At 69.2% G+C, this 23015-nt stretch carries 25 protein-coding genes; 13 read left to right on the plus strand and 12 right to left on the minus strand.

The genetic code is table 11. From position 1 onward, the window contains the following. Positions 1–41: 41 nt before the first annotated feature. Positions 42–443 (minus strand): VOC family protein, encoded by a 402-nt coding sequence (locus tag ACFQS9_RS03190; RefSeq protein WP_378401467.1) that lies wholly within the window; start codon positions 441–443, stop codon positions 42–44. 134 nt (positions 444–577) lie between these two features. Here ACFQS9_RS03190 and ACFQS9_RS03195 point away from each other — a divergent pair, with 134 nt between their 5' ends. The 6 genes from ACFQS9_RS03195 (at position 578) to ACFQS9_RS03220 (ending at position 6689) form a co-directional block, all read left to right on the plus strand. Then, positions 578–1870 carry a LuxR C-terminal-related transcriptional regulator gene (locus ACFQS9_RS03195; RefSeq protein WP_378401469.1) on the plus strand — a complete coding sequence of 431 codons (1293 nt, stop codon included), beginning with the start codon at positions 578–580 and terminating at the stop codon, positions 1868–1870. Positions 1871–2002: 132 nt separating this feature from the next. Then, positions 2003–3091 carry an S-(hydroxymethyl)mycothiol dehydrogenase gene (locus ACFQS9_RS03200; RefSeq protein ID WP_378401471.1) on the plus strand — a complete coding sequence of 363 codons (1089 nt, stop codon included), beginning with the start codon at positions 2003–2005 and terminating at the stop codon, positions 3089–3091. Next, entirely contained in the window at positions 3088–3714 is a 627-nt protein-coding gene (locus ACFQS9_RS03205; protein ID WP_378401473.1) for an MBL fold metallo-hydrolase, read from the plus strand. Before ACFQS9_RS03200 ends, ACFQS9_RS03205 begins: the two co-directional genes overlap by 4 nt. 28 nt (positions 3715–3742) lie before the next feature. Next, entirely contained in the window at positions 3743–5560 is a 1818-nt protein-coding gene (locus tag ACFQS9_RS03210) for a hypothetical protein (RefSeq protein ID WP_378401475.1), read from the plus strand. Beyond that, positions 5557–6543 carry an LEM-3-like GIY-YIG domain-containing protein gene (locus ACFQS9_RS03215; protein WP_378401477.1) on the plus strand — a complete coding sequence of 329 codons (987 nt, stop codon included), beginning with the start codon at positions 5557–5559 and terminating at the stop codon, positions 6541–6543. Before ACFQS9_RS03210 ends, ACFQS9_RS03215 begins: the two co-directional genes overlap by 4 nt. Continuing rightward, positions 6540–6689 (plus strand): hypothetical protein, encoded by a 150-nt coding sequence (locus tag ACFQS9_RS03220; protein ID WP_378401479.1) that lies wholly within the window; start codon positions 6540–6542, stop codon positions 6687–6689. Before ACFQS9_RS03215 ends, ACFQS9_RS03220 begins: the two co-directional genes overlap by 4 nt. 37 nt (positions 6690–6726) lie before the next feature. Here the strand turns inward: ACFQS9_RS03220 and ACFQS9_RS03225 are convergent, their stop codons facing one another. Then, positions 6727–7542 carry an SDR family oxidoreductase gene (locus tag ACFQS9_RS03225; protein ID WP_378401480.1) on the minus strand — a complete coding sequence of 272 codons (816 nt, stop codon included), beginning with the start codon at positions 7540–7542 and terminating at the stop codon, positions 6727–6729. A 112-nt stretch (positions 7543–7654) separates the two neighbouring features. Between ACFQS9_RS03225 and ACFQS9_RS03230 the strand changes: the two genes are divergently transcribed. Further along, positions 7655–8569 (plus strand): helix-turn-helix domain-containing protein, encoded by a 915-nt coding sequence (locus tag ACFQS9_RS03230; protein WP_378401482.1) that lies wholly within the window; start codon positions 7655–7657, stop codon positions 8567–8569. Between the two features lie 9 nt (positions 8570–8578). Here ACFQS9_RS03230 and ACFQS9_RS03235 read toward each other — a convergent pair whose 3' ends face one another. From ACFQS9_RS03235 to ACFQS9_RS03245, 3 genes are all read right to left on the minus strand, one after another. After that, on the minus strand, positions 8579–9949 hold the full coding sequence (locus tag ACFQS9_RS03235) for a flavin monoamine oxidase family protein (RefSeq protein ID WP_378401483.1): 1371 nt from the start codon (positions 9947–9949) through the stop codon (positions 8579–8581). Between the two features lie 184 nt (positions 9950–10133). Then, positions 10134–10541, minus strand: coding sequence for a hypothetical protein (locus ACFQS9_RS03240; protein WP_378401484.1), 408 nt, complete (start codon positions 10539–10541; stop codon positions 10134–10136). Between the two features lie 300 nt (positions 10542–10841). Then, positions 10842–11441 (minus strand): TetR family transcriptional regulator, encoded by a 600-nt coding sequence (locus ACFQS9_RS03245; RefSeq protein WP_378401486.1) that lies wholly within the window; start codon positions 11439–11441, stop codon positions 10842–10844. Between the two features lie 76 nt (positions 11442–11517). On the opposite strand from ACFQS9_RS03245, the gene ACFQS9_RS03250 reads away from it, so the two are divergent. Beyond that, complete coding sequence (locus tag ACFQS9_RS03250) at positions 11518–12453, plus strand: aldo/keto reductase (protein WP_378401622.1); 936 nt, start codon at positions 11518–11520, stop codon at positions 12451–12453. A 27-nt stretch (positions 12454–12480) separates the two neighbouring features. Here ACFQS9_RS03250 and ACFQS9_RS03255 read toward each other — a convergent pair whose 3' ends face one another. Together ACFQS9_RS03255 and pepN are read right to left on the minus strand one after the other, a co-directional pair. Next, positions 12481–13668 carry a winged helix DNA-binding domain-containing protein gene (locus ACFQS9_RS03255; RefSeq protein ID WP_378401488.1) on the minus strand — a complete coding sequence of 396 codons (1188 nt, stop codon included), beginning with the start codon at positions 13666–13668 and terminating at the stop codon, positions 12481–12483. A gap of 37 nt (positions 13669–13705) precedes the next feature. Beyond that, positions 13706–16195 carry an aminopeptidase N gene (pepN, locus tag ACFQS9_RS03260; protein ID WP_378401490.1) on the minus strand — a complete coding sequence of 830 codons (2490 nt, stop codon included), beginning with the start codon at positions 16193–16195 and terminating at the stop codon, positions 13706–13708. A gap of 102 nt (positions 16196–16297) precedes the next feature. On the opposite strand from pepN, the gene ACFQS9_RS03265 reads away from it, so the two are divergent. Then, on the plus strand, positions 16298–17119 hold the full coding sequence (locus ACFQS9_RS03265) for an acyl-CoA thioesterase (RefSeq protein WP_378401492.1): 822 nt from the start codon (positions 16298–16300) through the stop codon (positions 17117–17119). Between the two features lie 14 nt (positions 17120–17133). Here the strand turns inward: ACFQS9_RS03265 and ACFQS9_RS03270 are convergent, their stop codons facing one another. Next, positions 17134–17628 (minus strand): hypothetical protein, encoded by a 495-nt coding sequence (locus ACFQS9_RS03270; protein ID WP_378401493.1) that lies wholly within the window; start codon positions 17626–17628, stop codon positions 17134–17136. After that, on the minus strand, positions 17625–17990 hold the full coding sequence (locus tag ACFQS9_RS03275) for a hypothetical protein (RefSeq protein WP_378401495.1): 366 nt from the start codon (positions 17988–17990) through the stop codon (positions 17625–17627). The genes ACFQS9_RS03270 and ACFQS9_RS03275 overlap by 4 nt, the downstream gene beginning before the upstream one ends. Positions 17991–18011: 21 nt before the next feature. Between ACFQS9_RS03275 and ACFQS9_RS03280 the strand changes: the two genes are divergently transcribed. After that, on the plus strand, positions 18012–18605 hold the full coding sequence (locus ACFQS9_RS03280; RefSeq protein WP_378401497.1) for a TetR/AcrR family transcriptional regulator: 594 nt from the start codon (positions 18012–18014) through the stop codon (positions 18603–18605). A 69-nt stretch (positions 18606–18674) separates the two neighbouring features. Beyond that, positions 18675–19349, plus strand: a complete 675-nt coding sequence (locus ACFQS9_RS03285; RefSeq protein ID WP_378401499.1) for a PaaI family thioesterase — start codon at positions 18675–18677, stop codon at positions 19347–19349. Positions 19350–19378: 29 nt separating this feature from the next. Here the strand turns inward: ACFQS9_RS03285 and ACFQS9_RS03290 are convergent, their stop codons facing one another. After that, positions 19379–20014 (minus strand): formylglycine-generating enzyme family protein, encoded by a 636-nt coding sequence (locus tag ACFQS9_RS03290; protein ID WP_378401624.1) that lies wholly within the window; start codon positions 20012–20014, stop codon positions 19379–19381. Between the two features lie 107 nt (positions 20015–20121). On the opposite strand from ACFQS9_RS03290, the gene ACFQS9_RS03295 reads away from it, so the two are divergent. Further along, positions 20122–20469, plus strand: a complete 348-nt coding sequence (locus ACFQS9_RS03295; protein ID WP_378401501.1) for a DoxX family protein — start codon at positions 20122–20124, stop codon at positions 20467–20469. Between the two features lie 64 nt (positions 20470–20533). On the opposite strand, the gene ACFQS9_RS03300 is transcribed toward ACFQS9_RS03295, so the two are convergent. Together ACFQS9_RS03300 and ACFQS9_RS03305 are read right to left on the minus strand one after the other, a co-directional pair. Then, positions 20534–21202 (minus strand): AIM24 family protein, encoded by a 669-nt coding sequence (locus ACFQS9_RS03300; RefSeq protein ID WP_378401503.1) that lies wholly within the window; start codon positions 21200–21202, stop codon positions 20534–20536. Between the two features lie 46 nt (positions 21203–21248). Then, positions 21249–21887 (minus strand): TetR/AcrR family transcriptional regulator, encoded by a 639-nt coding sequence (locus tag ACFQS9_RS03305; RefSeq protein WP_378401505.1) that lies wholly within the window; start codon positions 21885–21887, stop codon positions 21249–21251. Between the two features lie 150 nt (positions 21888–22037). On the opposite strand from ACFQS9_RS03305, the gene ACFQS9_RS03310 reads away from it, so the two are divergent. Beyond that, positions 22038–23012, plus strand: a complete 975-nt coding sequence (locus ACFQS9_RS03310) for an alpha/beta fold hydrolase (protein ID WP_378401507.1) — start codon at positions 22038–22040, stop codon at positions 23010–23012. Positions 23013–23015: the final 3 nt, after the last annotated feature.

Genomic DNA, 23015 nt, shown 5'->3' on the forward strand with positions numbered 1-23015 from the left:
CAAGTGGGGTGAAACACGCGCACAGGGCGGCGTAGCCGCTGTCACCCGATGGCTGCGGGATCCATCCACATGACCTCCCAGACGTGCCCGTCCAGGTCGCGGAACGCACGGCCGTACATGAAGCCCTGGTCCTGCGGCTCCATCCAGGCCGAGCCGCCCGCACCGATGGCGGTGTCGACGAGCGAGTCGACCTCCTCCCGACTGTCCGCGGAGATGCAGAGCAGGGCCTCGCGGGCCTTCGAGGTGTCGCAGATGTCGTCGGAGATGAAGTCGCGGAACCGTGCCTCCTCGAGCAACATGACGGTGGTCACCTCGTTGATCACCATCGAGGCACAGTTCTCGTCGCTGAAGGCCTCGTTGAACCCGAAACCGAGTCCGTCGAAGAACTTCCGGGTCGCCTTGATGTCCTTGACGGCCATGTTCACGAAAAGCATGCGGGACATTCTCTGCTCCTGTCGTCGGGGATTGCGTGTCTCTGCGTCCTCGGCTATGAGGTCGTCGAAGAGGTAGACCGTCGCCGATCGCAAAACTCATCGGCCGCTCCACAACCTAATTCACGGACGGGGACAATGGGCTGATGAAGGCCAACCCGATCGGCGGTCCGCGGACGGACGACACCCTGCTGACCGGGCTGCGCGACGTTCTGGTCGGACCGCTTCCCGAGATCGGCCGCCGGTTCTCGCTGTTGCTCGCCGACCTCGTCCCGCACACCGGTCTCGTCATCTTCACCCGCGAGTGCACCGGACGGCCGCGCAAGGTCGCGGGTGATCCGACCATCGTCGATCGGGTCACCGTCGCCGAACTCGATACTCTGCGAGGCGAACTGGGGCGCGGCCACCGCGGACTGATCTACCGGGGCCCGGCGACGATCGGTCGGCGCAGGCGGGAGGTCTGCGCGATCCTGGACCAGACCGAGACGCTGCTGGTGCTGACGCCGCGAGGTCCACTGGACGACTCCGCGCCGCTCGAGACGGTGCGCGGGCTCATCGCCGTGGTCGCCACCGGGATCCAACTGCAGGTGCGGCAGGCCTCCCCGGCCTACCTGGCCGAATCGAGGGCCGCGTCCGCGGAGCGCGCCCGGACCGTCTCCGAACTCACCGAGGCACACGCCGCCACGCTGGAGACCATCCTGGCCACGTTGAGGTCGAAGGACCTCGACGATGCGCACGCCCGATCCACCGCCCGCGAGACCGCGACCTCGGCGCTGGTCGGCCTGCGGTCCGCGGTCGACCAGTACCGCGAGCTCGCCGAGGAGGCAGTGACGACGGCCTTCGCCCGGCTCCGGGGTGAACTGCGCACCCTGGTGCGGCACCGCGAGCTCGAGCTGGAACTGGTGGAACCGCCGGTGGACGGACGGGCGCTCCCCGGCGAGGTGGCGCACGCGGCACGGGCCGTGGTCCGCGGCGCCGTGCTGGCGCTGTCCGCGCAGCCGAACCTCACCCGCATCCGGGTCGCGTGGACCTGCGACCGCACACATCTGGTGCTCGACGTCCGCGACGACGGCGGCGGCGAGGCCGACGTGACGGACATCGAACGTCAGCTCCGCGAACGGGTCGAGACCCTGGGCGGCACCCTCGAGTCGGAATCGACACCGGGGTGGGGTTCGCGGGTCACCGCGACCCTGCCGCTCGATCCGCCCGCCACGACGAATCAGCGCCGGGACGAGCTGGCGGCACTCGGTCCCCGCGAGTTCGAGGTGCTCGAGCACCTGGTGGCGGGCAGGCGCAACCGGGTCATCGCCGAGCGGCTCGGGGTCAGTGAGAGCACCGTGAAGTTCCACGTGGCGCGCCTGCTCAAGAAGCTCGGCGTCGACACCCGCGGGGAGGCCGCCGCCGTCGGCGCGGAGGCGGGGGTCAGGGCGGCACCCTGACGCACGAGCTGTCCTTTCGGACGGTCCGGTCCATCCCTTCGATCAGTCCCGCCCCCGCGGGCGTCGGGATAGCGTCGTGTCGGAGATGCTCGTATCGCAATACGTTCACCCGAGTACGAAGGAGACAAAGCCATGCCGCAGCAGGTTCGGGGTGTCATCGCCCGCTCGAAGGGAGCACCGGTCGAGATCGCGACGATCACCATCCCCGATCCGGGTCCGGGCGAGGTGGTCGTGGCCGTCGCGACCTGCGGTGTGTGCCACACGGACCTGACCTACCGCGAGGGCGGCATCAACGACGAGTACCCGTTCCTGCTCGGGCACGAGGCGGCCGGCATCGTCGAGAGCATCGGCGACGGCGTCGATTCCGTGGCCGTCGGCGACTTCGTGGTGCTGAACTGGCGCGCCGTCTGCGGTCAGTGTCGCGCCTGCAAGCGCGGCCGCCCGCAGTATTGCTTCGACACCCACAACGCGACCCAGAAGATGACCCTCGAGGACGGCACAGAGCTGACGCCTGCCCTCGGGATCGGCGCGTTCGCCGACAAGACGCTGGTGCACGCCGGCCAGTGCACGAAGGTCGACCCCTCCGCGGATCCCGCGGTGGTGGGGCTGCTCGGCTGCGGCGTGATGGCGGGCATGGGCGCGGCGATGAACACCGGCAACGTCGGCCGCGGCGACTCCGTCGCGGTGATCGGCTGCGGCGGCGTCGGCGATGCCGCGATCATGGGGTCCCGGCTGGCGGGGGCCGGTACGATCATCGCGATCGATCGCGACCCCCGCAAGCTCGAGTGGGCTGTCGAGCTGGGCGCGACCCACACGATCAACGCCGCCGAGGTCGACGACGTGGTCGAGGCCGTGCAGGAACTGACCGGCGGCTTCGGTACCGACGTGGTGGTCGACGCGGTCGGGCGGCCCGAGACCTGGAAGCAGGCGTTCTACGCGCGCGACCTGGCCGGCACCGTGGTGCTCGTCGGCGTGCCGACCCCGGACATGACGCTGGAGATGCCGCTGATCGACTTCTTCTCCCGCGGCGGTTCGCTCAAGTCGTCCTGGTACGGCGATTGCCTGCCCGAGCGCGACTTCCCGATGCTCGTCGATCTCTACCAGCAGGGCCGGCTGCCGCTGGAGAAGTTCGTGACCGAGCGGATCACGCTGGACCAGGTGGAGCAGGCGTTCGAGTCGATGCACCGCGGGGACGTGCTGCGTTCGGTGGTGGTCCTGTGACCGTTCGAGTAGACCGGGTCGTCACCTCCGGCACCTTCAGCCTCGACGGCGGCACCTGGGACGTCGACAACAACATCTGGCTGATCGGCGACGACACCGAGGTGGTGATCGTCGACGCCGCGCACACCGCGCAACCGATCGTCGACGCGGTCGCAGGCAGGCGGGTGAAGGCGATCGTTCTCACCCACGGCCACAACGACCACGTGACGGTGGCGCCGGAGCTGTCCGAGCGCCTGGACGCGCCGATCCTGCTGCACCCCGCCGACGATGTGCTGTGGCAGATGACCCACCCCGGGGTCACCTACCAGCCGCTCGAGGACGGCGGGCGAATCGCGGTCGCGGGCACCGAGATCCAGGCGATCCACACGCCTGGTCACTCGCCGGGTTCGACCTGCCTGTACCTGCCGGAGGCGGGCGAGCTGTTCAGCGGCGACACCCTGTTCTCCGGCGGCCCGGGGGCGACGGGCCGCTCGTTCTCCGACTTCCCGACGATCATCGGGTCGATCCGGGATCGGCTGTTCGCGTTGCCCGCGGAGACCCGGGTCCACACCGGGCACGGCGACGGCACCACGATCGGCACCGAGTCGCCGCACCTCGAGGAGTGGATCCGGGCGGGGTCGTAGTCCGGCGAAGTCTGCCACAGTGGTGTGCATGGACTCGGGCGAAGCGCGACCCCATCGACTGCTGCGCGTGCTGGTCGATTCGCTCGCCATCGAGGACGGGCAGACCCCGCCACCGGCGATCGGGGACGTCGGGACGTTTCCGCTGCTGTTCGAGGAGATTCCGGCCGACGACGCCGACCCGACGATCCTCACCGTGACCGCCGACGCCGAACCCCTCGCCGACGGAAAACCGCGCCTGGAACCCGCGGCCAAGACACCCGGTGCGGTACACCGACGCTGGGAGTGGTCGATCTTCCTGCGCGGCGACGGGTGGTCCGCGAGGTGGAACTCGCCCCGGCCCGCCATCGGTCGGGTCGAGGTGACCGGGCGCCTGATCGGCGACCTCGGGTACGCCACCGAGGGCCGGGTGCGTGGCCGCGTCACCAGGGTTCGGTTGGAGACCAGGACGTTCCGCACCGAACCCGGCCCACCGCCGTCATGGACCGAAGTGCCAGGCGCCTCCCGGCTGCACGACCTCGAACGGTCACCGCGGTGGTTCAACGACGGCGGGATGTTCGCCGACGAGTCCGCGTCGACGGCCGAGCGCGAGACCGGTGTGCTGGTCGACCTGGACCTCGACGACGTTCCCCCGCTGCCGCTACGTCCGAGCATCTGCCCCGACGCGGTCTCCGCTCACGGCGACGACCTGTGGGTGGCCGACCGGGAACTGCCGGTGGTCATCCGTGTCCGCAGGCCGAGCGAGCTCACCGAGTACCTGATCCCGGGCAGGGTCTATGCCGCGCCGGGCGCCCGGAGGCTGCGAGCCGACGCGTCAGGCTGCTGGGTCGCGGGCTGGGACGGCATCTTCCGGTGTGGGATCGACGGCGCCGTTCATTCGGTCTCCGATCGGCCCGTGGACCTTTCGGCGGCGAGCGGCGAAACACTGCTGACCTACAGCCGAGTGGACGGCGCGGCGGTCCTGGGCCTGTGGGGCCCGGGCGGCCACCGACTCGATCTCCGGCCGCCCGACGGGGATCCGGTGTCGATGTGCGTGCACGGAAACGGGTTTCTGGTCCTCCTGCGCGACTCGACGGGCCTGCTCGAACGTGACAGCGTGCTGGTCAACGTCAGCGTGGAAGGCGAGATGGCGGTCGGACCCACCCTCGACATGCAGTCCTCCTACGAAGCCTTCCTCACCGCCGAGCCGCCGAGGTTGTTCAACGCGGGGGACGGTCGCGTCTTCGGTGTCACCGCCGACCTCACCCTCAGCGGACCCGAGCCGTTTCCCGGACGACCGTTCGATGGAGGCACCATCGGTGACCGCATCTGGATCGTGCACCACCCCACCGGACGGATCCCGCGGCGCCTGGTGGCCTCTGGCCGGCCCGCACGCCTACAACGACTCTCGCGGGTACTGGTTGATCACGCTGCTCGACCCGCACACCCTCCGGCCCATTTCGAGTACGCCCCTGCACAATTCGCGACCAGACGTCGCGGTCGACGGCACAGGGGCCGTGTGGGTCACCGACGACGGATTGCGCGCGCTCCCCCCGGTGTCGATGACCGCGCCGCAGCTCCTCGACATCGCGGCGATGCTCGACAGGTCGCGAGCGCCCGGAGGCGACTAGGGCAATTGGGCGGCGTCGGCGCGGTGCCCTCACTCATTAGCGGCTCTGGATTCGCGCGACCAGCTATTTTCACGGCAACCTTCACTACAGTCGGGGGATGGCCACCGTCTGGACAGTTCCGATCGACATCACACAACGCTGGCTTGACTCGCCCGAGGTCCAGAATTTCCTCGCATCCAACGACCTGGACGACGCATCGCCGGATCCGCGGGTGCGGCTGGCACAGTTCGCCGCTGTGACCGCGTCCCTCGGGCGACATGTGGGCCGGACGTTCACGTCGGTGCAGGCGGCATCGGCGGCGCTGTTCGATCGCATCGACGGTGACGGCCACGGTGTCCCGGTGGCCTTGCGGCTCGCCGCGCTGCGACTGATCGTCACGACGGTTCATCAGACTCGTCCCGCTCCGAAACCACTACCCGCGCGGGTGGCGGAACAGCTGGGGGTCTACGTGTACGCGCTGCTGGATCCGCGCAACCGGTCGGTCTTCTACGTGGGGAGTGGTCGCGGCAACCGCGTATTCGGCCACGTGTGGACCGCGCTGGAGGAGACCGGGAGTCGTCGGTTGGTCGAGGGCCCGGAGACGGACCGCGCCGAGGTCACGGCCGCGAGCATCAGGCGCATTCGCGACATCTACGACTCCGGCCACGAGGTGGAGCACTACATCGCGGCGCACCAGCTCGCGGCCGCCGACGCCGATCAGACCGCGGACGGCATCGGTAGGGCGCTCGTCGGTGTGCTCGGCCTGATCGAGCCGGAGAACGAAACTCCCGGCCTCACCAACCTCACCGGCGGGGCACTCGAACTCAGGGCTTCGCCGATCGATGACCTGGTGCTGCAGTACGAGGCGGAACCGGTGCCGAACCTGCCCACGCCGTGCTTCCTGGTCGAGGTGCAGGGTGCGGCGAAACGGGGAGCGACGCCGGAGGAGATCTACGCGATGGCACGGCAGTCGTGGGCGGCCGGGACCGCTGTGCGCGAGTCGGCCGGGATTCCGGTGATCGTGTTTGCGGACAACATTGTTCGGGCCGTGTACCGCGCCGAGTCGTGGGCGATGGTGTCGCGCATCGCCGACACCACGTTGTGGCGATTCGCGGGCGCCGCCGATCCGGAACTCGAGGCCCAGTTCGTGAGGAAGAGGATCACGCCCGATCGCGTCGGGCTCAAGAAGTGGCCGGCGAACCGATCGGTGTCCCACCTGACCCACGCGCGTCCGGGACGGTGAGTCGACGAGGGGAACGGGCGAGCGCCGAGGCGTTCCGGGTGCTGGCGCCGGGCGGCCGGTTCGGCGCGGACCACCTCACCCGCGACCCGGTGCCCTACCTGGAGTCGGCGGGTTTCACCGTCGACGAGGTGCACCGGAGCGGGTGAGGCGGGATCCCTTTCGGGAGTTGGCCCACAAACCGGGTTAGCCGGCGCCCTGGCTCAGGTCCCACATCTTCGGCCAGTCCTTGCCGCGGAAGGCGGCGTCCGTGCCACCGTCGACGAAGACGACTGATCCGACGAAGTAGCTGGCCTCGGGGCCGAGGAGGAAGGCGACCAACGCGGCCACCTCCTCGGGCCTGCCGCCGCGACCGGCGGGGATGGTGGCCAGGAACTGTTCCATGCCCGCCCCGACCAGCGGGTCCTTGCGGCCCTCCTGCGTCATCGGGGTGTCGATCAGGCCCGGCGCGATCGCGTTGAGGCGGATGCCCTGCGCGATGTACTCGGCGGACTTGGTGCGCGCGTAGTAGGCCAGCGCCGCCTTGGTGGCCGGGTAGGCCTGGATGGCGGCGAAATCGCCGAAGCCGTCGGCGACCTCGTTCGCGCGCGCCTCGTCACCGGCCAGGCAGGCCTCGGCGAGGTCGGTCGGCCAGTTCGGCTGGCTGGTGGTGGAATTGGAGCTGATCAGCACCACGGACGGGTTCTCGCCGTTGGCCAGCAGCGGACGCAGGCCCTCCAGCAGCTCGATGGCGCCGAAGTAGTTGACCGCGATGAGCAGCCGCGCCGGTCGGCCCGCGGCGGCGGCAAGGCCCGCGAACGGCGCGAAGCCGTCGATCTTGCCGTCGGCGAGCTCGGTGACCCGTGCGATCGCCTCCGCGCGACCCTCCGCCGTGCTGAGGTCGACGTTCACGTCGGTGTTGTGGAGGTCGACGCCGATGACCCGGTGTCCGTCGGCCTCCAGCCGCGCCTTGGTGGCCGCGCCGAGCCCGGAGGCGGCGCCGGTGAGGACGTAGGTGCCCATAGTTGTTCCTTATGTCGATTGGGTGCGATCGATCCGCGACCCACCTGCTAGCGTGTGACAAATATTAGTCACCAGGTGGCTGGTATTTGGCGTTCGGATGGTAGGTGCGGCTGTGACGAAAGACAAGACCCGAGACGAAACCGACCGTGCCGGTTCGCCGCCGACCGACCGGGTGGTGGCGATCATCGAGCTGCTGGCCGGGAGCACGGAACCGGTGTCGACCAAGGCGATCGCCGAGCGACTCGAACTCAGCAGGTCGACGACCACATTGATCCTGACCTCGCTCGATCGGTCGGGCTGGGTGTCGCGGCAGGCCGATCGGCGGTACACGCTCGGCGGAGGACTCATCGGCGTCGCCGAGGCCATGCACCGCGTGTACCCGGCGCTCCACGACGACCGCGCCCTGGAGAGGCTCGCGGCACGGGCCGGCTGCGGCGTCGCGCTCGCGCTGATCGGTGCCCGCGAGGTGACCTACGTGAGCATCGTGCGCGTCGAGGGGGACCTGCCGACCGCCGTGCGGGTCGGAACGCGGCTCCCCCTGGTGGCGCCGATGGGCACGGCCGCGATGGCGCACCGCCCGGCCGCCCAACAACGCGCGTGGCTCGACACCGCGGACGCCGCGGACCGGCCGGCGATCGAGATGTCGCTCGAGCAGGTGCGCGAGTCAGGCGTGGTGGTCTTCGAGCTCGGGCAGATCGACCCGCTCATGCTCGGGCTGCTGGGAGAGGTCGTGAACCTGCTCGCCGAGCACCCCCGGCGCGACTCCCTGTCGACGAGGGCCGTGGAGCTGCTGGGCGCGCTCGGGGGCGCGGCCTATCCGTCGAGCAGGCTCGACGCCGACGATCCGCTGCCAATCAGCTATATGAGCGCCCCGGTGTTCGACCGCAACGGCCGCGCGCAGTACGAGCTCCAGCTCGGCCCCCTGCGGCCGGAGGTGAGCAAGCCGGAACGCGACCGGCTCATCGGTGAGATCGCAAGGACAGCAGAAGAACTCGGCCGGACGTGGACCGGCACCCGCATGCCGTGACCGACCCGGCTACAACCCGGCCGACTCGTCGCAGTCCACCACTTCACGCGCGGCCCGCTCGCCGGAGCGGACGGCCCCGTCCACCCAGCCGCACATCTGCGCCGAGCTCTCCGTGCCCGCCCAGTGGATGCGACCGCAGGGCTCACGGAGCGCGTGGCCGAACTCCGTCAGCACCCCGGTCGGCGCGTGGCTGAGCATGCCACCGCCGGAGTAGCGCTCCACGGACCAGTTCTGCTCGATGTAGTCGACGGGCGAGCCGGCCCTCTCGCCGAAGCGCCCGGCGAGCTCGCCGAGTACGGCCTTGCGGCGTTCGGCCTCCCCCAGGCGTCCGAGCTCGCGTGCGATCGGGCCCTCGACGATGACGCACAACACCCCGGGCGTGGCCGCGTCCGTGCCGGCGTCGATGGTGATGGTGGCGGGGGAGCCCGGCGCGGCCGACTGACCCGACAGCCCGTCTTCCCGCCAGAACGGCTCCTCGTACACGGCCGCGATCTTGAGGATCGCACCGCTCGGCATCCGCTGGTGCAGGAAGGAGCGGTCGACGGGCAACATCGGCTCGTAGTGGATCTGACTCGCGATCGCGAGCGGCACCGCGACGATCGCCCGCCGGGCACGCACCGCCATGCCCTCGGAGCGGACAGTCACACCGTTCCCGTCCTGCGAGATGCCGCGAACCGGCTGGCCGAGATGGAGGTCGTCCCCGATCTCGGCCGCCATCGGCCGGTAGACGGCGCCCATGCCGCCGACCGGCCGCTCGTCCTGGGCCGCGCCCTTGACCCCGAGGACAAAGCCCGGGCCACCGCCCGACGCCATCTGGTAGAGCACGAAGAGGAGCGAGACCTCCGAGGCCGCCGACGTGTAGCAGCCGGCGATCGCCGTCTCGAGGAGCTCGCGGGCCGGCCGCGACATGACGTTGTCACCCAACCACTTGGCCAGGCTGATCCGGTCCCATTCGGCGGCTCGCTTCGCCTCCCACGGGGCGTGGACGGGGATCGTCTTGCACATCGATCCGAGTTCCAGGAAGACCGCGCCCAGGTTCGCCGTCACCCACGGGCTCATCGCCAGCGGGATGGTGCCCTCGTAGCGGTACTGCTTGCCGTCGACGACCATCATCGCCTCGCCGTCGGTGTACTGCTTGTAGCTGGGCACGCCGAACTCGTCCATCAGGGCATAGATCCGGTCCTGGCCCGGACCGACCCAGGCACCGCCACGGTCGATCCACGCCCCGTCCTCGCGCACTTCCGTGAAGGTGCGGCCACCGACCCGGTCCCGAGCCTCGAGCAGCGCAACCGATTGGCCTGCCTGTTTGAGCCGCAACGCCGCCGTCAGACCCGCGAATCCCGCACCCACAACGCAATAGTCGACATCGATGTCAGCCATGAGAGCACCCTGCGTTCGCCGGATCTGCGCGCACACCCCTCGCCGGGTGCACCACTCGGCTGCACTCGCGTAACGGGGGTCGAATACGCCTCGCATCTATGCGTACCCGCAGCGGGCGAACAGGTCAAGGGTGGCGGACGTGCGCTCGAAAGCCGTTGTGGCATTAACAAAGCCACGCGGACAACTACATGCCGGGGATGATCGGATAGACGAAGTGAGCGGGGCCACCGCCCGGCATGGACGACTGGGTGGATCCCGGGAAGTCCAGCGGCAGCGGCACCAGCTTGTGCGGCTGCCCGTTCTGGTCGGCCTGCCAGCAGCCCGTCAGGACGCCGTGAAAGGCGGTGCAGACGATGCGGGTACTGGTCCCGAACGGCGAGGTGAGCCTGTTCTTGCTGACGAACGGGTTCCAATAGTCGGGGTCGGTGGGGGTCAGGAAGTCCTTGGTTTCGAACGGGACGGACGGGCTGGGGTAGGGCGGGATCGGGGGCCATTCGTCGGCGGCCGCGGCGCCCGCCGATCCGAGCACCGCGGCGGCGGCGAGAGTTGTGGTCGCGGCGAGTCGCGCGGCGCGGCGAATGACTGGGCTCATCTCGTCCTCATTCCACTGGCACTTCGGGTCAGGGCGGGTACAGACGACCAGCCTAGGGCCGTCGGGTCACCAGGTGAGGGAAAACGTGCACCAAGGGCCACCGAGGTGAGCCGAGGAGCACTCCCTGCCGTCGGATCCGCAGCACTTGTCGCGCGATGCGTTCGAACTCCGGACGCCCCGCGTCGAACGTCGGTGGTGGCCAGAGCATCCCGACGGCTACCTCGCTTAGCCGCGACACCCGGCTGATCGCGGATGCCTGCGTGACCTGGTTCCGGGACAGCTAGAGCGCTGTAGTCGGCCCTATGTCGGATTCCTGGGCGCGAGCGTGGCGAATGATTGACGGAGGAGTTCCACGGAGTCCATGGTCTCGTCAGGCTCGGCCCAGGTGGTCAGCGCAACGTCGAAGCAGACCAGCGACGCCTGCACCAGTGTCTGCGCTCGCAGCACCGCGAGATCTCCGGCGAGTCGCTCCTGTACGAGCGGGGTGAGCAGACTTGCCCACAGCAGATGCTTTTCGAGGTTGCGAGCGCGTAAGGACGCAGCGCTCGTCAGAACACGCATGGTCCTCTTGCTTCGTTGTTCGTCCCTATTTGGTTGAGCCAGTAGGGCTTCGAAGGACGCGCGCAGGGAATCCCAGACTGGTTCATCGGCCGGCCGTGCGGCGAAGGCGTCGCGGACGAACTCACCCCAGGGAACGAGGTCGCCGATGACGGCGTCTTCCTTGGCCGGGAAGTAGCGGTGGAAGCTGCGGGCCGAAATGCCCACCTCGGCGGCGATCTGCTCGACGGTGACCGCATCGAAACCCTGCTGGGCGAACAGGTCGATCGCGACCTCGGCGATCCGTGTACGCACGGCCTTGCGCGTGATGTCGCGCAGGCCCGGATTCGATGAGCTTTCCACGATGGAAGCGTACAGTGTCGAAAGTGTCATAGGCTGACATAGTTGACGTATCATGACACAAGACGAAGGGCTGACCATGGACACGCGCACTCTCGGCGGGCAGGGCCTGGCCGCTGCCGCTCTCGGCTACGGGGCGATGGGTACCGCCACGGGTTATGGCCCCACCGACGACACCGAGTCGATCGCCGCGATCCGAAAGGCCCATGAGCTCGGCGTGACGATGTTCGACACCGCCGAGATGTACGGCTGGGGCGAAGGCGAGAAGTTGCTTGGTCAGGCGCTGTCGCCGATCCGCGACGACGTGGTCATCGCGACGAAGTTCGGCCTCACTCGCTCCTTCGGATACGACTCGCGCCCGGAGCACATCCGGGAGGTGGTCGAGGCCAGCCTGCGCAACCTCCACGTGGACACGATCGACGTGCTCTACCAGCACCGCCCCGACCCGAACGTCCCGATCGAAGACGTGATCGGCACCATGAAGGAGTTCGTCGAGGCAGGCAAAGTCAAATATCTGGGGCTGTCCGAAGCTGACGAGTCCACCATCCGCGCCGCGCACGCGGTACACCCGATCTCGGTGCTACAGACCGAGTACTCGATCTTCGCGCGCGACGTCGAACCCCTGTTCCCCGCCCTCGAGGAGCTCGGTATCGGATTCGTCGCCTATTCACCGCTGGCGCGGGGCTTCCTCAGCGGCGCGGTAGCCTCCCGCGAGCAATACGCCGCCAACGACTTCCGTCAGTACATCCCGTGGTGGGCGCCGGAGAACTTCGACGCCAACGTCGCCATCGTCGACGAGTTGACCGCACTCGCCGGAAGCAAGGGCGCCACGCTCGCGCAGCTGTCACTGGCGTGGCTGCTGACCCGCAGGGACTACATCGTCCCGATTCCGGGATCCCGCAACCCGCAGCGCGTTGACCAGAACGTCACCGCTGCCGAACTCGACCTGGCTCCCGAGGACCTTGCCGCCATCGAGCGGATCGCCCCCACGGGAGGCATCGGCGGCCGCATGTAGGTAGTCGCATCCCTCGATCGAAGGCGGTCAGGCGCGTAGCTTCGCCAGCGGCGAGGGAAAACGGGGGAGCACCTTGTCCCCCTCGAGCCAGGCCGACAGCTTCCCCGCCTCGTCGTCGAACGCGCGTCGCGCCTCGACGCCGACGTCCTCGAGCAGGTGCACCACCACCTGCCCCGCCTCGTCCTGCCACCAGCCGCCGACGATCCGGCCGTCCCACCACGCCGTCGGACCCGCGTTACCACTGGTGTCGAACAGCAGATCCTTGTGCGGCCCGAGGTACCAGTCCCTGTCCCGCCAGCCCATCGTGGTGGGGTCGAGGGCGGGTAGCAGTGCCGCCCACGGCTCGACGGGGTCATCCTGTTCCTGATCGTCGGCCAGCAGGTAGCCGGTCTGGCCCTCCAGGTCGACCGTGACGATGTCCAACGTGGACAACGCCTTCCGCACGGTGGACACCGTCGACCCGAGCCACCACTTGAGGTCGGCCTCGGTGCCGGGGCCGAACGCGCGCAGCCACGCCTCGATCAGCCAGGCCGCGCCCGCCGCCTCCGTACGGTGATCGATCGGCGCGCCCAGCCAGTATTCGCTTGTCGCCCAGCGGTTCCGCGACGCCCGCCAGGGCCCGTCATTGGTCGCGCGCACGATTCTGCCCTCCGCCGACAGTACGGTCAGCACCCGCGGTCCGACCGACACCTGCCCACCCCAGCTCCGGCCCTCCCCGTAGGCCATCGAGCCCTGCAACAGCGGGATCTGCTCGCGCAGTGCCGTATACGACGTCGGTGCGCTGCCCGCCAGCGCCTCGAGCACCGCGTCCCCGGCCTCCCCGAGCCAGCCTGCCCCATCGTCGAACAGACCAGCCTTCTCCACCTCCCGGATCAGTCGACGCCGCTCCGTGTCGGCGACCCGGTTGCTGGCACCGGCCTGGACGAACGGCAGCGACTCGCTCGGGAAGACGAACAGGGTGCGTCGCATCGCGAGGTGCTTGACCAGTGACCGCTCCTCGTACAGGGCGCGCTCCAGGTCGGCCACCACCATGCCGTCAACCCGTGCCCGGGCGGACAGATAGATCGTCGCCGGGTCCGTGCCATGCAGGCACACCATGCTCTTCGCGGCGTCCGTCACGCTCTCGGCGCGGGCCTCGGGTGCGAGTCGGTGGCGTCGAGCCAGGCGGGCGCGGCGCTGCGCCGGGTCGAACGGCGTTGCGTGATCGGTGGGCACGGGTGCCATTGTGCCCCCTCGCACACGCCGGTCGCGGCTAGCGGAACGCTGCCCGCACCCGCAGGTCGCGTGCCAGGTGGTCGCGCTGCTCGATCACCAACCGGCGCAGCGCACTCGGCGCATCCGTGTTCGTGGTGAGCCAGGCGTCGACCGGGCCGAGCGACTCGGCGGCGGGGAACAACCCGAGCACGATGCGTCTCGCGATCTCGATGCTCCGCCGCGCCCAGACGTCCCCGATCGCGGCGAAGTACTCGCCGTCGTAGCGTGCGGTGAGGTCACGGCGGTCGCCGGCCCGGAAGCCGGCGATGACGGCGTCGAGGTGCTCGTTCGTCAGTGCCGTGTCACCCAGCGCAGAGCCCCAGGCGCGTGCCTTCACGTCCGCGTCGGGCCGCGCCGTCAGCGCCCGCAGGTGGGCGGTACGGCCGGAGGCGGTGTTGTCGGTGCCGAGCTCGGCATCCAGATCCGCCGAGTCGGCGTGACCGGTCGCGGCCAGCGCCGTCCACAGCAACCAGCGCAGGTCGGGGTCCAGTGCCAGCCCGTCGGGCGCAGGGGTCCGGCCGCCGAGGATCGCCCTGATGTCGGCCGCCCTACGATCGTCGACCGTGGCCGCGGTCGCCGCCGCGCGCGCCCACGCCAGCTGTGCACCCGAGCCGGGTGCCGCGGATTCCATTGCCGCCCAGCAGGCGTCCAGCCAGTCGCCGCGCCACCGGCCGCGCTCCGAGTCGGGAAGGTAGTGCCCGATGGCGTACGACGCGTTCGACAGCACCGCGGCCAGCAGTGCCGTGTTGGACTCGGTGAGCGCGAACGCGCGGGCCATCGCGAGGTAGCGGTCGGCGGCCAGCTCACCGTCGCGCGTCGCGTTCCACAGCGCCGACCAGATCAGGCCGCGTGCCAGCGGGTCGGTGATCCGGCCGAGTGAACGCTCCACGGTGGCCAGCGATTCCGCATCCAGCCTCACCTTCGCGTAGGTGAGGTCGCCGTCGTTGAGCAGGCGCAGGGGAGCGGGGGCCAGCACGACCGGGGTTCGTTCGGAGGCGAGGTCCAGCTCCACACGGTCGCGGCGGACCAGGTCGCCCCCCGCGTCGAAGTCGTACAGACCGACGGCCAGCCGGTGCGGACGCGGGTCCGTCTGCACGACCTCGAAGCCCCCATCCGCCTCCTCGAGGGTCAGCGTCGACATCCCGGAGGTCTGCAGCCAGGCGCGCGCCCACTCCGTGAGGTCGCGGCCCGACGCCGCCGACAGCTCCGCCAGCAGGTCGGCGAGGGTGGTGTTCCCGAAGGCGTGCGCCCGGAAGTAGCGGCGCGAACCCTCGAAGAAGGCGTCGCGCCCGACGTACGCGACCAGCTGCTTGAGCACGCTCGCGCCCTTGGCATAGGTGATGCCGTCGAAGTTGAGCTTGGCGGCCTCCAGGTCGACGATGTCCGCGACGATCGGGTGCGTGGTGGGGAGCTGGTCCTGCGAGTACGCCCAGGCCTTGCGCCGATTCGCGAAGGCAACCCACGCGTCGGACCACTGGGTGGCCTCGGCGCTGGCCAGCGCACCCATGTAGTCCGCGAACGACTCCTTGAGCCACAGGTCGTCCCACCACACCATCGTGACGAGGTCGCCGAACCACATGTGCGCCATCTCGTGCAGGATCGTGTTGGCACGACCCTCGTACTGCGCGGCCGTCGCCACGCCCCGGAACACGTAGGCCTCGGTGAACGTCACGCACCCGGGGTTCTCCATGGCGCCGAGGTTGTATTCCGGCACGAACACCTGGTCGTATTTGCCCCACGGATACGGGTACCCGAAGTGCTCGGCGAAGAAGTCGAGCCCCTGTCCGGTCACCTCGAAGATGGTCTCGGCATCCAGATACCGTGCGAGCGAGGCACGGCACAGCAAGCCGAGCGGAACCGTGAGATCGCCTCGGCTCCACGATGACTCGACACGGGTGTACGGCCCCGCCACCACGGCGGTGAGGTAGGTGGAGATGGGCAGGGTGGGGGAGAATTCCACCACCTGCCGGGTGTCGTCGGCCGTGCGCGTGGCAATCGGACGGTTGGACACCAGCTCCCACCCCGCGGGCGCGGTCACGACAAAGGTGAACGGCGCCTTCATGTCCGGCTGTTCGAAGCAGGCGAACACCCGACGCGCATCCGATGGCTCGTACTGGGTGTACAGGTAGGTCTCGCCGTCGGCGGGGTCCAGAAAGCGGTGCAGGCCCTCACCGGAACTGCTGTACGCGCCGGACGCCACGACGACCACCCGGTTCGACGGGCGCAGCTCACGGACCGCGATGCGTGCGCCGTCGTACTCGACGGCGACGGACTCGCCGTTGACGGTCACCGACTCGACCGCCGGCCCGATGAAGTCGATCCACGTCTCGTCGACGGTGGCGTCGAACTCGAGGATCGTGGTCGTCGTGAAGCCCGGACGGGAGTGGTCGCGGGCGGCCAGCAGGTCCAGCTCGACGCGGTAGTCGCGGACGGTGACGGCCGACGACCTGGCGGCGGTTTCGGTGCGGGTCAGGTTCGCGATGCTCACGCGTCGATCCTGCCAGGCGGACCCCACGCGAGGGCGGTGCCGAGCGCTTCTATGCCAAGCGTCATACTGAGCACGATCCGACATCGCCTACGAGGAGTCGCCGTGACCCGGACCATCGCCCCGCCGCATCCCTTCGACGCCGCCGTCGAGCTCACCCCCGTCGGCGACGGCCTGTTCCGCGGGCACACCTCCCCGGCCTACGCCAACATGGTCGGCCCGTTCGGCGGGATCACCGCCGCAACCCTGGTGCGCGCGGTGCAGCAGCACCCGGACCGGCTCGGCGATCCGCTCTCCCTGACCGTGAACTTCGCCGGCCCCGTCACCGAGGGACCGTTCGAGATCTCGGCGCGACCGGTGCGGACCAACCGCAGCACCCAGCACTGGGCCCTCGAGCTGTCCCAGGGCGGCGTCGTCGCGACGACGGCGACCGCGGTGTTCGGCACCCGCCGCGAGACCTGGTCCTCCACCGAGATCGCCGCCCCGGACGTTCCCGCGCTCGATGAGGTCGAGGCAGGCACCTTCCCCGACTTCATCGCGTGGGCGCGCAACTACGAGATGCGATTCGTCGAGGGCGGTATCCCCACGACCGAGGCCGCCGAGCACCCCGACACGGTCTCGACGCTGTGGGTGCGTGACACCCCGGCTCGACCGCTCGACTTCGCGGCCCTGACCGCACTGAGCGACGTGTTCTTCCCCCGGATCTTCCTGCGCCGCGGGCAGTTCATGCCGGCGGGCACCGTCTCGATGACCGTGTACTTCCACGCCGACGCGGAGGTGCTCGCCGAGCAGGCGGAGGATGCCCTGCTCGGCACGGCCCGCGCCCAGCAGATCCGCCGCGGTTATTTCGATCAGTCAGCAGAGCTCTGGGGACGCGACGGCGCGCTGCTCGCGACGACCCACCAGCTGGTCTACTTCAAGGACTGAGGCGGCGCCGCACCTCACGCCAGGGTGCGCTGCTCCGCCTCTGCCAGCTTCTTCAACGTGAGCAACTGCTTTCGCATCATGACCAGGTCGCCGAGCGCCAGCGCCCGCGCCACGATCCACGGTGCACCGCAGTGCATCCGCACCACGAGGCGGGTTCCGCTCCCCTCGGGCCGCACCGCGTAGGTGACGCAGATCTTGCCGGTGACCAGCGTGATGTGCCGACCGGGAACGAAGGACACCAGGTCGAACTGGGACATGAAGCGTTGCCCCACTTCGAGTTCGGTGAGCGCCGGGTCGCGTCGTCGCGGGCTGCGGCGGCCGAAACGGTCGAGCAGGTCGTAGCTGTAGGGCGCGACGCGCAGCTGACACAGCCAGGCGTAGACCACCTGCGGTGAGGCATCGATGCTGATGGCCCGATCCGCCTGCACCCCACCGAATCCCAGCTCGTCGCACGGCATGGGCTGGACGCGCTCGGCCTCGGTGGCGCCCCAGACGAGTCCGGGGATCATGCCGCGGCCGCTATCTGGCGCAGCAGCCGGCGCACGACCACCCGGTGAACGCCGCTGCCGACCACCAGCGCCCGGTAGATCTTGCCGTGCAGACCGGGGAACTCGCCCCAGGACTTCGCCCGAATCCGAGTGTGGCTCGGACCCTCGTCGTCGAGTTCGAAGATCAGCGCGTAGCGCGAGAACCAGTGCCGACCCGACAGCGCCAACCGGGCCGGCGCGTCGATCGAATCGAGCCGGAACCCGCTCGGCGCGGACGGGTCGTTCGGGTCCTTGCACATGACCCTCAGCAACGCCTTCCATGCCCGATCCCGATTCGAGTCGATCGATCTGGCATGCTCGTCAATGTAGGGCAATCGCTCCATATAGAAGGAACGTACTAGTAGATGGCACCACCCCGCAAGCACGACACCGACGCGATCCTCGATGCAGCGCGCACGCTGGTCCTCACCGACGGCCCCCGCGCGGCCGGTGTCGCGGCGATCGCCGCGGCGAGTGGCGCCCCCGTCGGCACGCTGTACCACCGCTTCGGCAGTCGCAACGGCGTCCTCACCGAGGTGTGGTTGCGCGCGCTCGCCCGCTTCCAGGAGCGCGCCATGGGGGGCGCGGACGCCGGGGACCCCGTCGAGGCGGGCGTGGCGATGGCGGTGGCGACCGTGCGGTTCGGCCGCGAACTGCCCGACGACGCAAAGCTCCTGCTCAACCTGCGTCCGAGCGATCTGCTCGACGGCGGTCCCGACGCGGAGTTCCGCGGCCGGCTCGACCGGATGAACGCGCCGTTGTTCGAGCAGCTGCGCCGCCTGGCCCGCGAGCTCCTCGGCGCGGACGGCGACAGGGAGATCGACGCCGTCAGCCGGGCCGTCGTCGATCTCCCCTACGCCGCGCTGCGCCGCCACGCCCATGCACCCGAGCTGCCCGATTGGCTCGACGCCGACCTCGCCGCCGCGGCACGCACGCTGTTGACCTCGTACCGACGCTGACACACCGGGAACGACCGCGCGGCGAACCCACCGGGCGAGCATTCGGCGGGCTACCGATAACGTGTTCTCATGAACGAACAGCAGGTCGGCGACTCGCTACCCGATCAAGAGCATCACGAGGGCGGGTTCCGGCCGATGTCCGAGCTGATCAACGCCCGCGAGGAACAGGGCGCCGACATCACTCGGGGCGGGCCGCACTACGGCGAGTTCGTCGAGCAGGTGCGCGGCCTGATGGATCGTGCGCGGCTGGCCAGCCCCACCGACGAGCTGGCGTTGGATGCGATCGGCATCCTCAAGCAGCTCAACGACAAACTGGACGCGGCCGTCGTGAACGAGTGGTCCACGCCGACCTGGACCCGGTTCGACCTGCCCGCCCGCGGGAACATCACGCTCCCGCCCTTCATGATCGACCACGCCGACTCCAGCGGTGTCGACGCCCGTCTCACCTTCCGCACCTACCACCTCGGCGGCAACAACGCCGCGCACGGCGGCCAGGTGGCCGTCGGATTCGACGATCTGCTCGGCATGGCCGCCGCGATGCACGCCGGTTCGATCACCCGAACCGCCTCCCTGACCGTGGACTACCGGTCCGTCACCCCGCTCAACACCGAGTTGAAGGTCCGAGCCTGGGCCGAACGCCAGGAAGGCCGCAAGGTTTTCGTGCGCGCCACCATGCACGACGGCGACCGCCTCTGCGCCGAGGCGCACGGGCTGTTCATCGTCCTCAAACCCGGACAGGCATGAGCCGATAGTTCCGTCCAGGGTTGGCGCGGCTATCCGCGAGCGACGCGGAATCCGACGTCGTCGATCCGGTAGGTCGGGTGGCTGCGTCGTCGGGCGGACGCGCGGCAGCTCCAGTGCTCGTCGAACCACCCGCCGCCGCGCAGCACCCGATACGTGCCGTACACCTCGGGGTCGTAGAGGTCCCAGCACCATTCCCAGACGTTGCCCAGGGTGTCGTGCAAACCCCACGCGTTCGGCCGCTTCTCACCCACGTCACGGGAACGACCGTCGGAGTTGCGGCGGTACCACGCGATCTCGTCGAGGGGTCCGTGTCGCGGACCGGTCGTCCCGGCCCGGCACGCGCGTTCCCACTCGGCCTCGGTCGGCAGCCTGTACCCGTCCGCCGCGGTGTCCCAGGTGACGTCGTCGCCGACCACGCGGTAGGGGGGCGTGAGGCCGGCCTGCTCGGACATGTTGTTGCAGAACGCGATCGCGTCCCACCACGAGACTCCCTCGACCGGGCGGCGCTCGCCCCGCGCCGCGCCGGGCCATTCGCCGACGATCTCGGCGTACTCGGCCTGGGTCACGGGCGTGGCGGCGATCTCGAATGCACCCACATCGACCCGCCAGCTGCTGCTGGTCCGCCGGTCCGACAGGGTGACCTGTCCCGCGGGGACGGCGATCATCTTCATGGCTCTCGACTCCCGACAAGTTCGTTCATCCACGCTGTCACATTCTCGGCGTGCGCTTCGTCAGCGTGGTGAGTCCATTCGAACCCGATGAGGAGCACCCGATGAACACCGCCTATGTCATCGTCACCATCCTGGCCGCCACCTGGGTCGGCTACTCGGCCGCCGCCGTCTTCCTCCGCGCCGGATGGGTCGTCGAGGCCTTGACCGACTACGGCGTCCCCCAGTCGTGGTGGCCGTGGCTCGGCGCCGCGAAGGCCGCCGGGGCGGCGGGCCTGCTGGTCGGCCTGTTCGTACCGGTGATCGGGGTGCTGGCCACGATCGGCCTGTTCCTGTACTTCGCGGGGGCGGTCATCACGGTGATCAGGGCCCGCTCGTACGCGCACATCCCGTTCCCCCTGCTGTATCTGGCGCCGGTGCTGGCCGCCGCGGCGCTGGGGTACGCCGCCTGAGAACCGCTCACCCGGTCGGTACGACGTGGTCACGACCGCCCGTGCCGACCGGGAAGTCGGAGGATCAGTGCTGTGGAATGGGGTGGCCCTCGGAGGCCTGGACCACCACGAGCCCTGATCCGGTGAGACACAACTGGTAGGCCTCGCCCGAACCGCGGCCGATCGCGGCGGAGATCTTCGCGGTCTTCCGGATGGTCGACTGGAGGCCGGTCGACCACAGCACCGCGCTCTGCATGTCGACGTAGGTGGGTGTGTCCACGTTCAGGACGACGGGAGTGCCGTGCACATTGATCGCGAGGACGCCGCGCCCGGTGAAGGTGGTGTTGAACAGCCCGCCGCTGAGCATCGATGCGCCCTCGACACGGTTGATGTCCCAGCTCAGGGAGCTCTCGAACGCGAGGACGTTCGATCCGTTGACGGTCACCGACTCGTCCTCGAGCTCGAGCAGGAAGATCTCGTCGGCGTCGCGGGCCAGGAAGACGTCGCCGCTGCCGGACACCTTCATCAGCGACATTCCCTCACCGGTGAGGGCCTTCTTGAAGAGCTTGCCGAGGCCACCGCTGCCCTGATAGGCGAAGTCGACGTCGCCCTGGTAGGCGACCATCGATCCCTGGCGGGCGAGGAAGTGTCCGCCGGTCCCGGCCAGGTCCACCTTGAGCATTCGGGAGTTCTGCAGCACGAAAGTGCCCGGCTCGCCGCTACGTTCGGCATTCTGCATCAGGTCGCTGCGCATGACGCGATGCTATCCGAAACCGAGATCACGAGGCCGGCGCGCACGGTCAGGACAGCATGCGTTCCGCTCCTCCGGTGACGAACCTGACCAGGTCCTCGTAGTACTCGACGAGTTCGGCCTCGGTCAGCCTGGTTCCTCCGGCCGCCCAGTCGTCGACTCGACTGATCGACTGCAGGAAGCTCATCACTGCGATCGGCCACAGCCGATCGACTCGTTCGGCGGCGGTTGCGGGCAGTGCCCGGCAGACCTGCTCGCGGAGTCGGATCGAAAGCTCTTCCTGGCCGGTGGAAGTCACCGCGGGCCTGCCCTCTCGAGAAACCTGGACGACGATCTTGACCCAACGGATCCCGCGGGTCCGCTGCTTGAGGAGAAGGTCCAGATACGGATCGGTGAGCGCCCGGACGACTTCGCACACCGTGGGGGGCTCCGTCGCCGCGGCGAGGGAATCGACGTTCGCGCCGATCCGGCGCGACACATCGGCCCCGAGGTCGAGGAGAACGGCCGCCAGGAGCCCCTCCCTGGAACCGAAGTGATAGTGCACCGCCGCGGGACCTTGCCCGGCGGCGGCATTGACCGCACGAACCGACACCGCGTCGACCCCCTGGGCCGCGAACAGGCGCTCGGCCGCCTTGACCAGCCGGTTGCGGGTGGCATCGCCCTGTCTGGTCTGTGTTGTCCCGGCCATGGGGGCGAGCGTAACCGAGCACGGGCGCAGCGGTGAACGCCGTTACCGAGGGCGGCAGTCGGATTCGAGTTCGCTCAAATCAGATCGATCGACTGAATCAAGTGATTCAATCGTGCAATAGATTCACCCCCTCCCGGAAGGATCGACTCCGTGTTGCCAGAACCCCGATTCGTCGACACCGACGGCGCCCGACTCGCCGTGTTCGAAGCGAAGCCCACGCGGCCCGAGCGCGAGGTGTGCGTCGTGCTCTGCCACGGCTTCCCCGAGCTCGCCGCATCGTGGCGTCACCAACTGCAGCCGATCGCCGACGCCGGCTTCCACGTGATGGCCCCCGACATGCGGGGCTACGGCCTGTCCGACGGTCCCGAGGATCCACGCGCGTACAGCATCAGGGAGACCACGGCGGACGTCGCGGCGCTGATCGCCGACGCCGGCTACGAGCGAGCCGTCGTGGTCGGACACGACTTCGGCGGCATGGTCTCCTGGAACATGCCCTACCTGCAGCCCGACTCGGTCGCGGGCGTGATCACCCTCAACACGCCCTTCGGGTACTCGCGGGAGAACCCGATCGAGAAATACCTCGACGCCTACGGCCCACGAAACTATGTCGCGCACTTCCAGACCCGGGAGTGCGAGGAGCAGCTCGACAAGGATCCCGAGCGCACGTTCCGATTCTTCATGCGCGCCGACACCGGCTCCGGCACCAACCTCTCGCGCACCGGACGACACGACCCCGACTCGATGGCGTACATCCACTGGCTGGCGGACGAGGAATCCACCTGGCCGGGTGAGGTGATCATGGGCGAGGCGGAGTTGCGGTACTACGCCGATGCCTACGCTCGCAGAGGATTCCGGGGCGGCCTCAACTGGTACCGCAGCATCGAGCGGAACTGGGAGGTGCACACGGAGATGTTCCCCGACGGGGCAATTCCGCGTGCGGGCGTGCCGGCCCTGCTCATCAGCGCCCGGCGCGATCCGATCTGCCACCCGATGCTGACCGACAATCTCCTGCAGTACTTCGACGACTTCGAGCGTCGCATGATCGACACGGGGCACTGGACCCAGCTCGAGGATCCGACAGGAACCAATGCAATCCTTCTCGAGTGGCTGACCCGCCACTTCTGATCC

The organism is Rhodococcus daqingensis, from assembly GCF_042665615.1.
GTDB lineage: Bacteria > Actinomycetota > Actinomycetes > Mycobacteriales > Mycobacteriaceae > Rhodococcus_G > Rhodococcus_G daqingensis.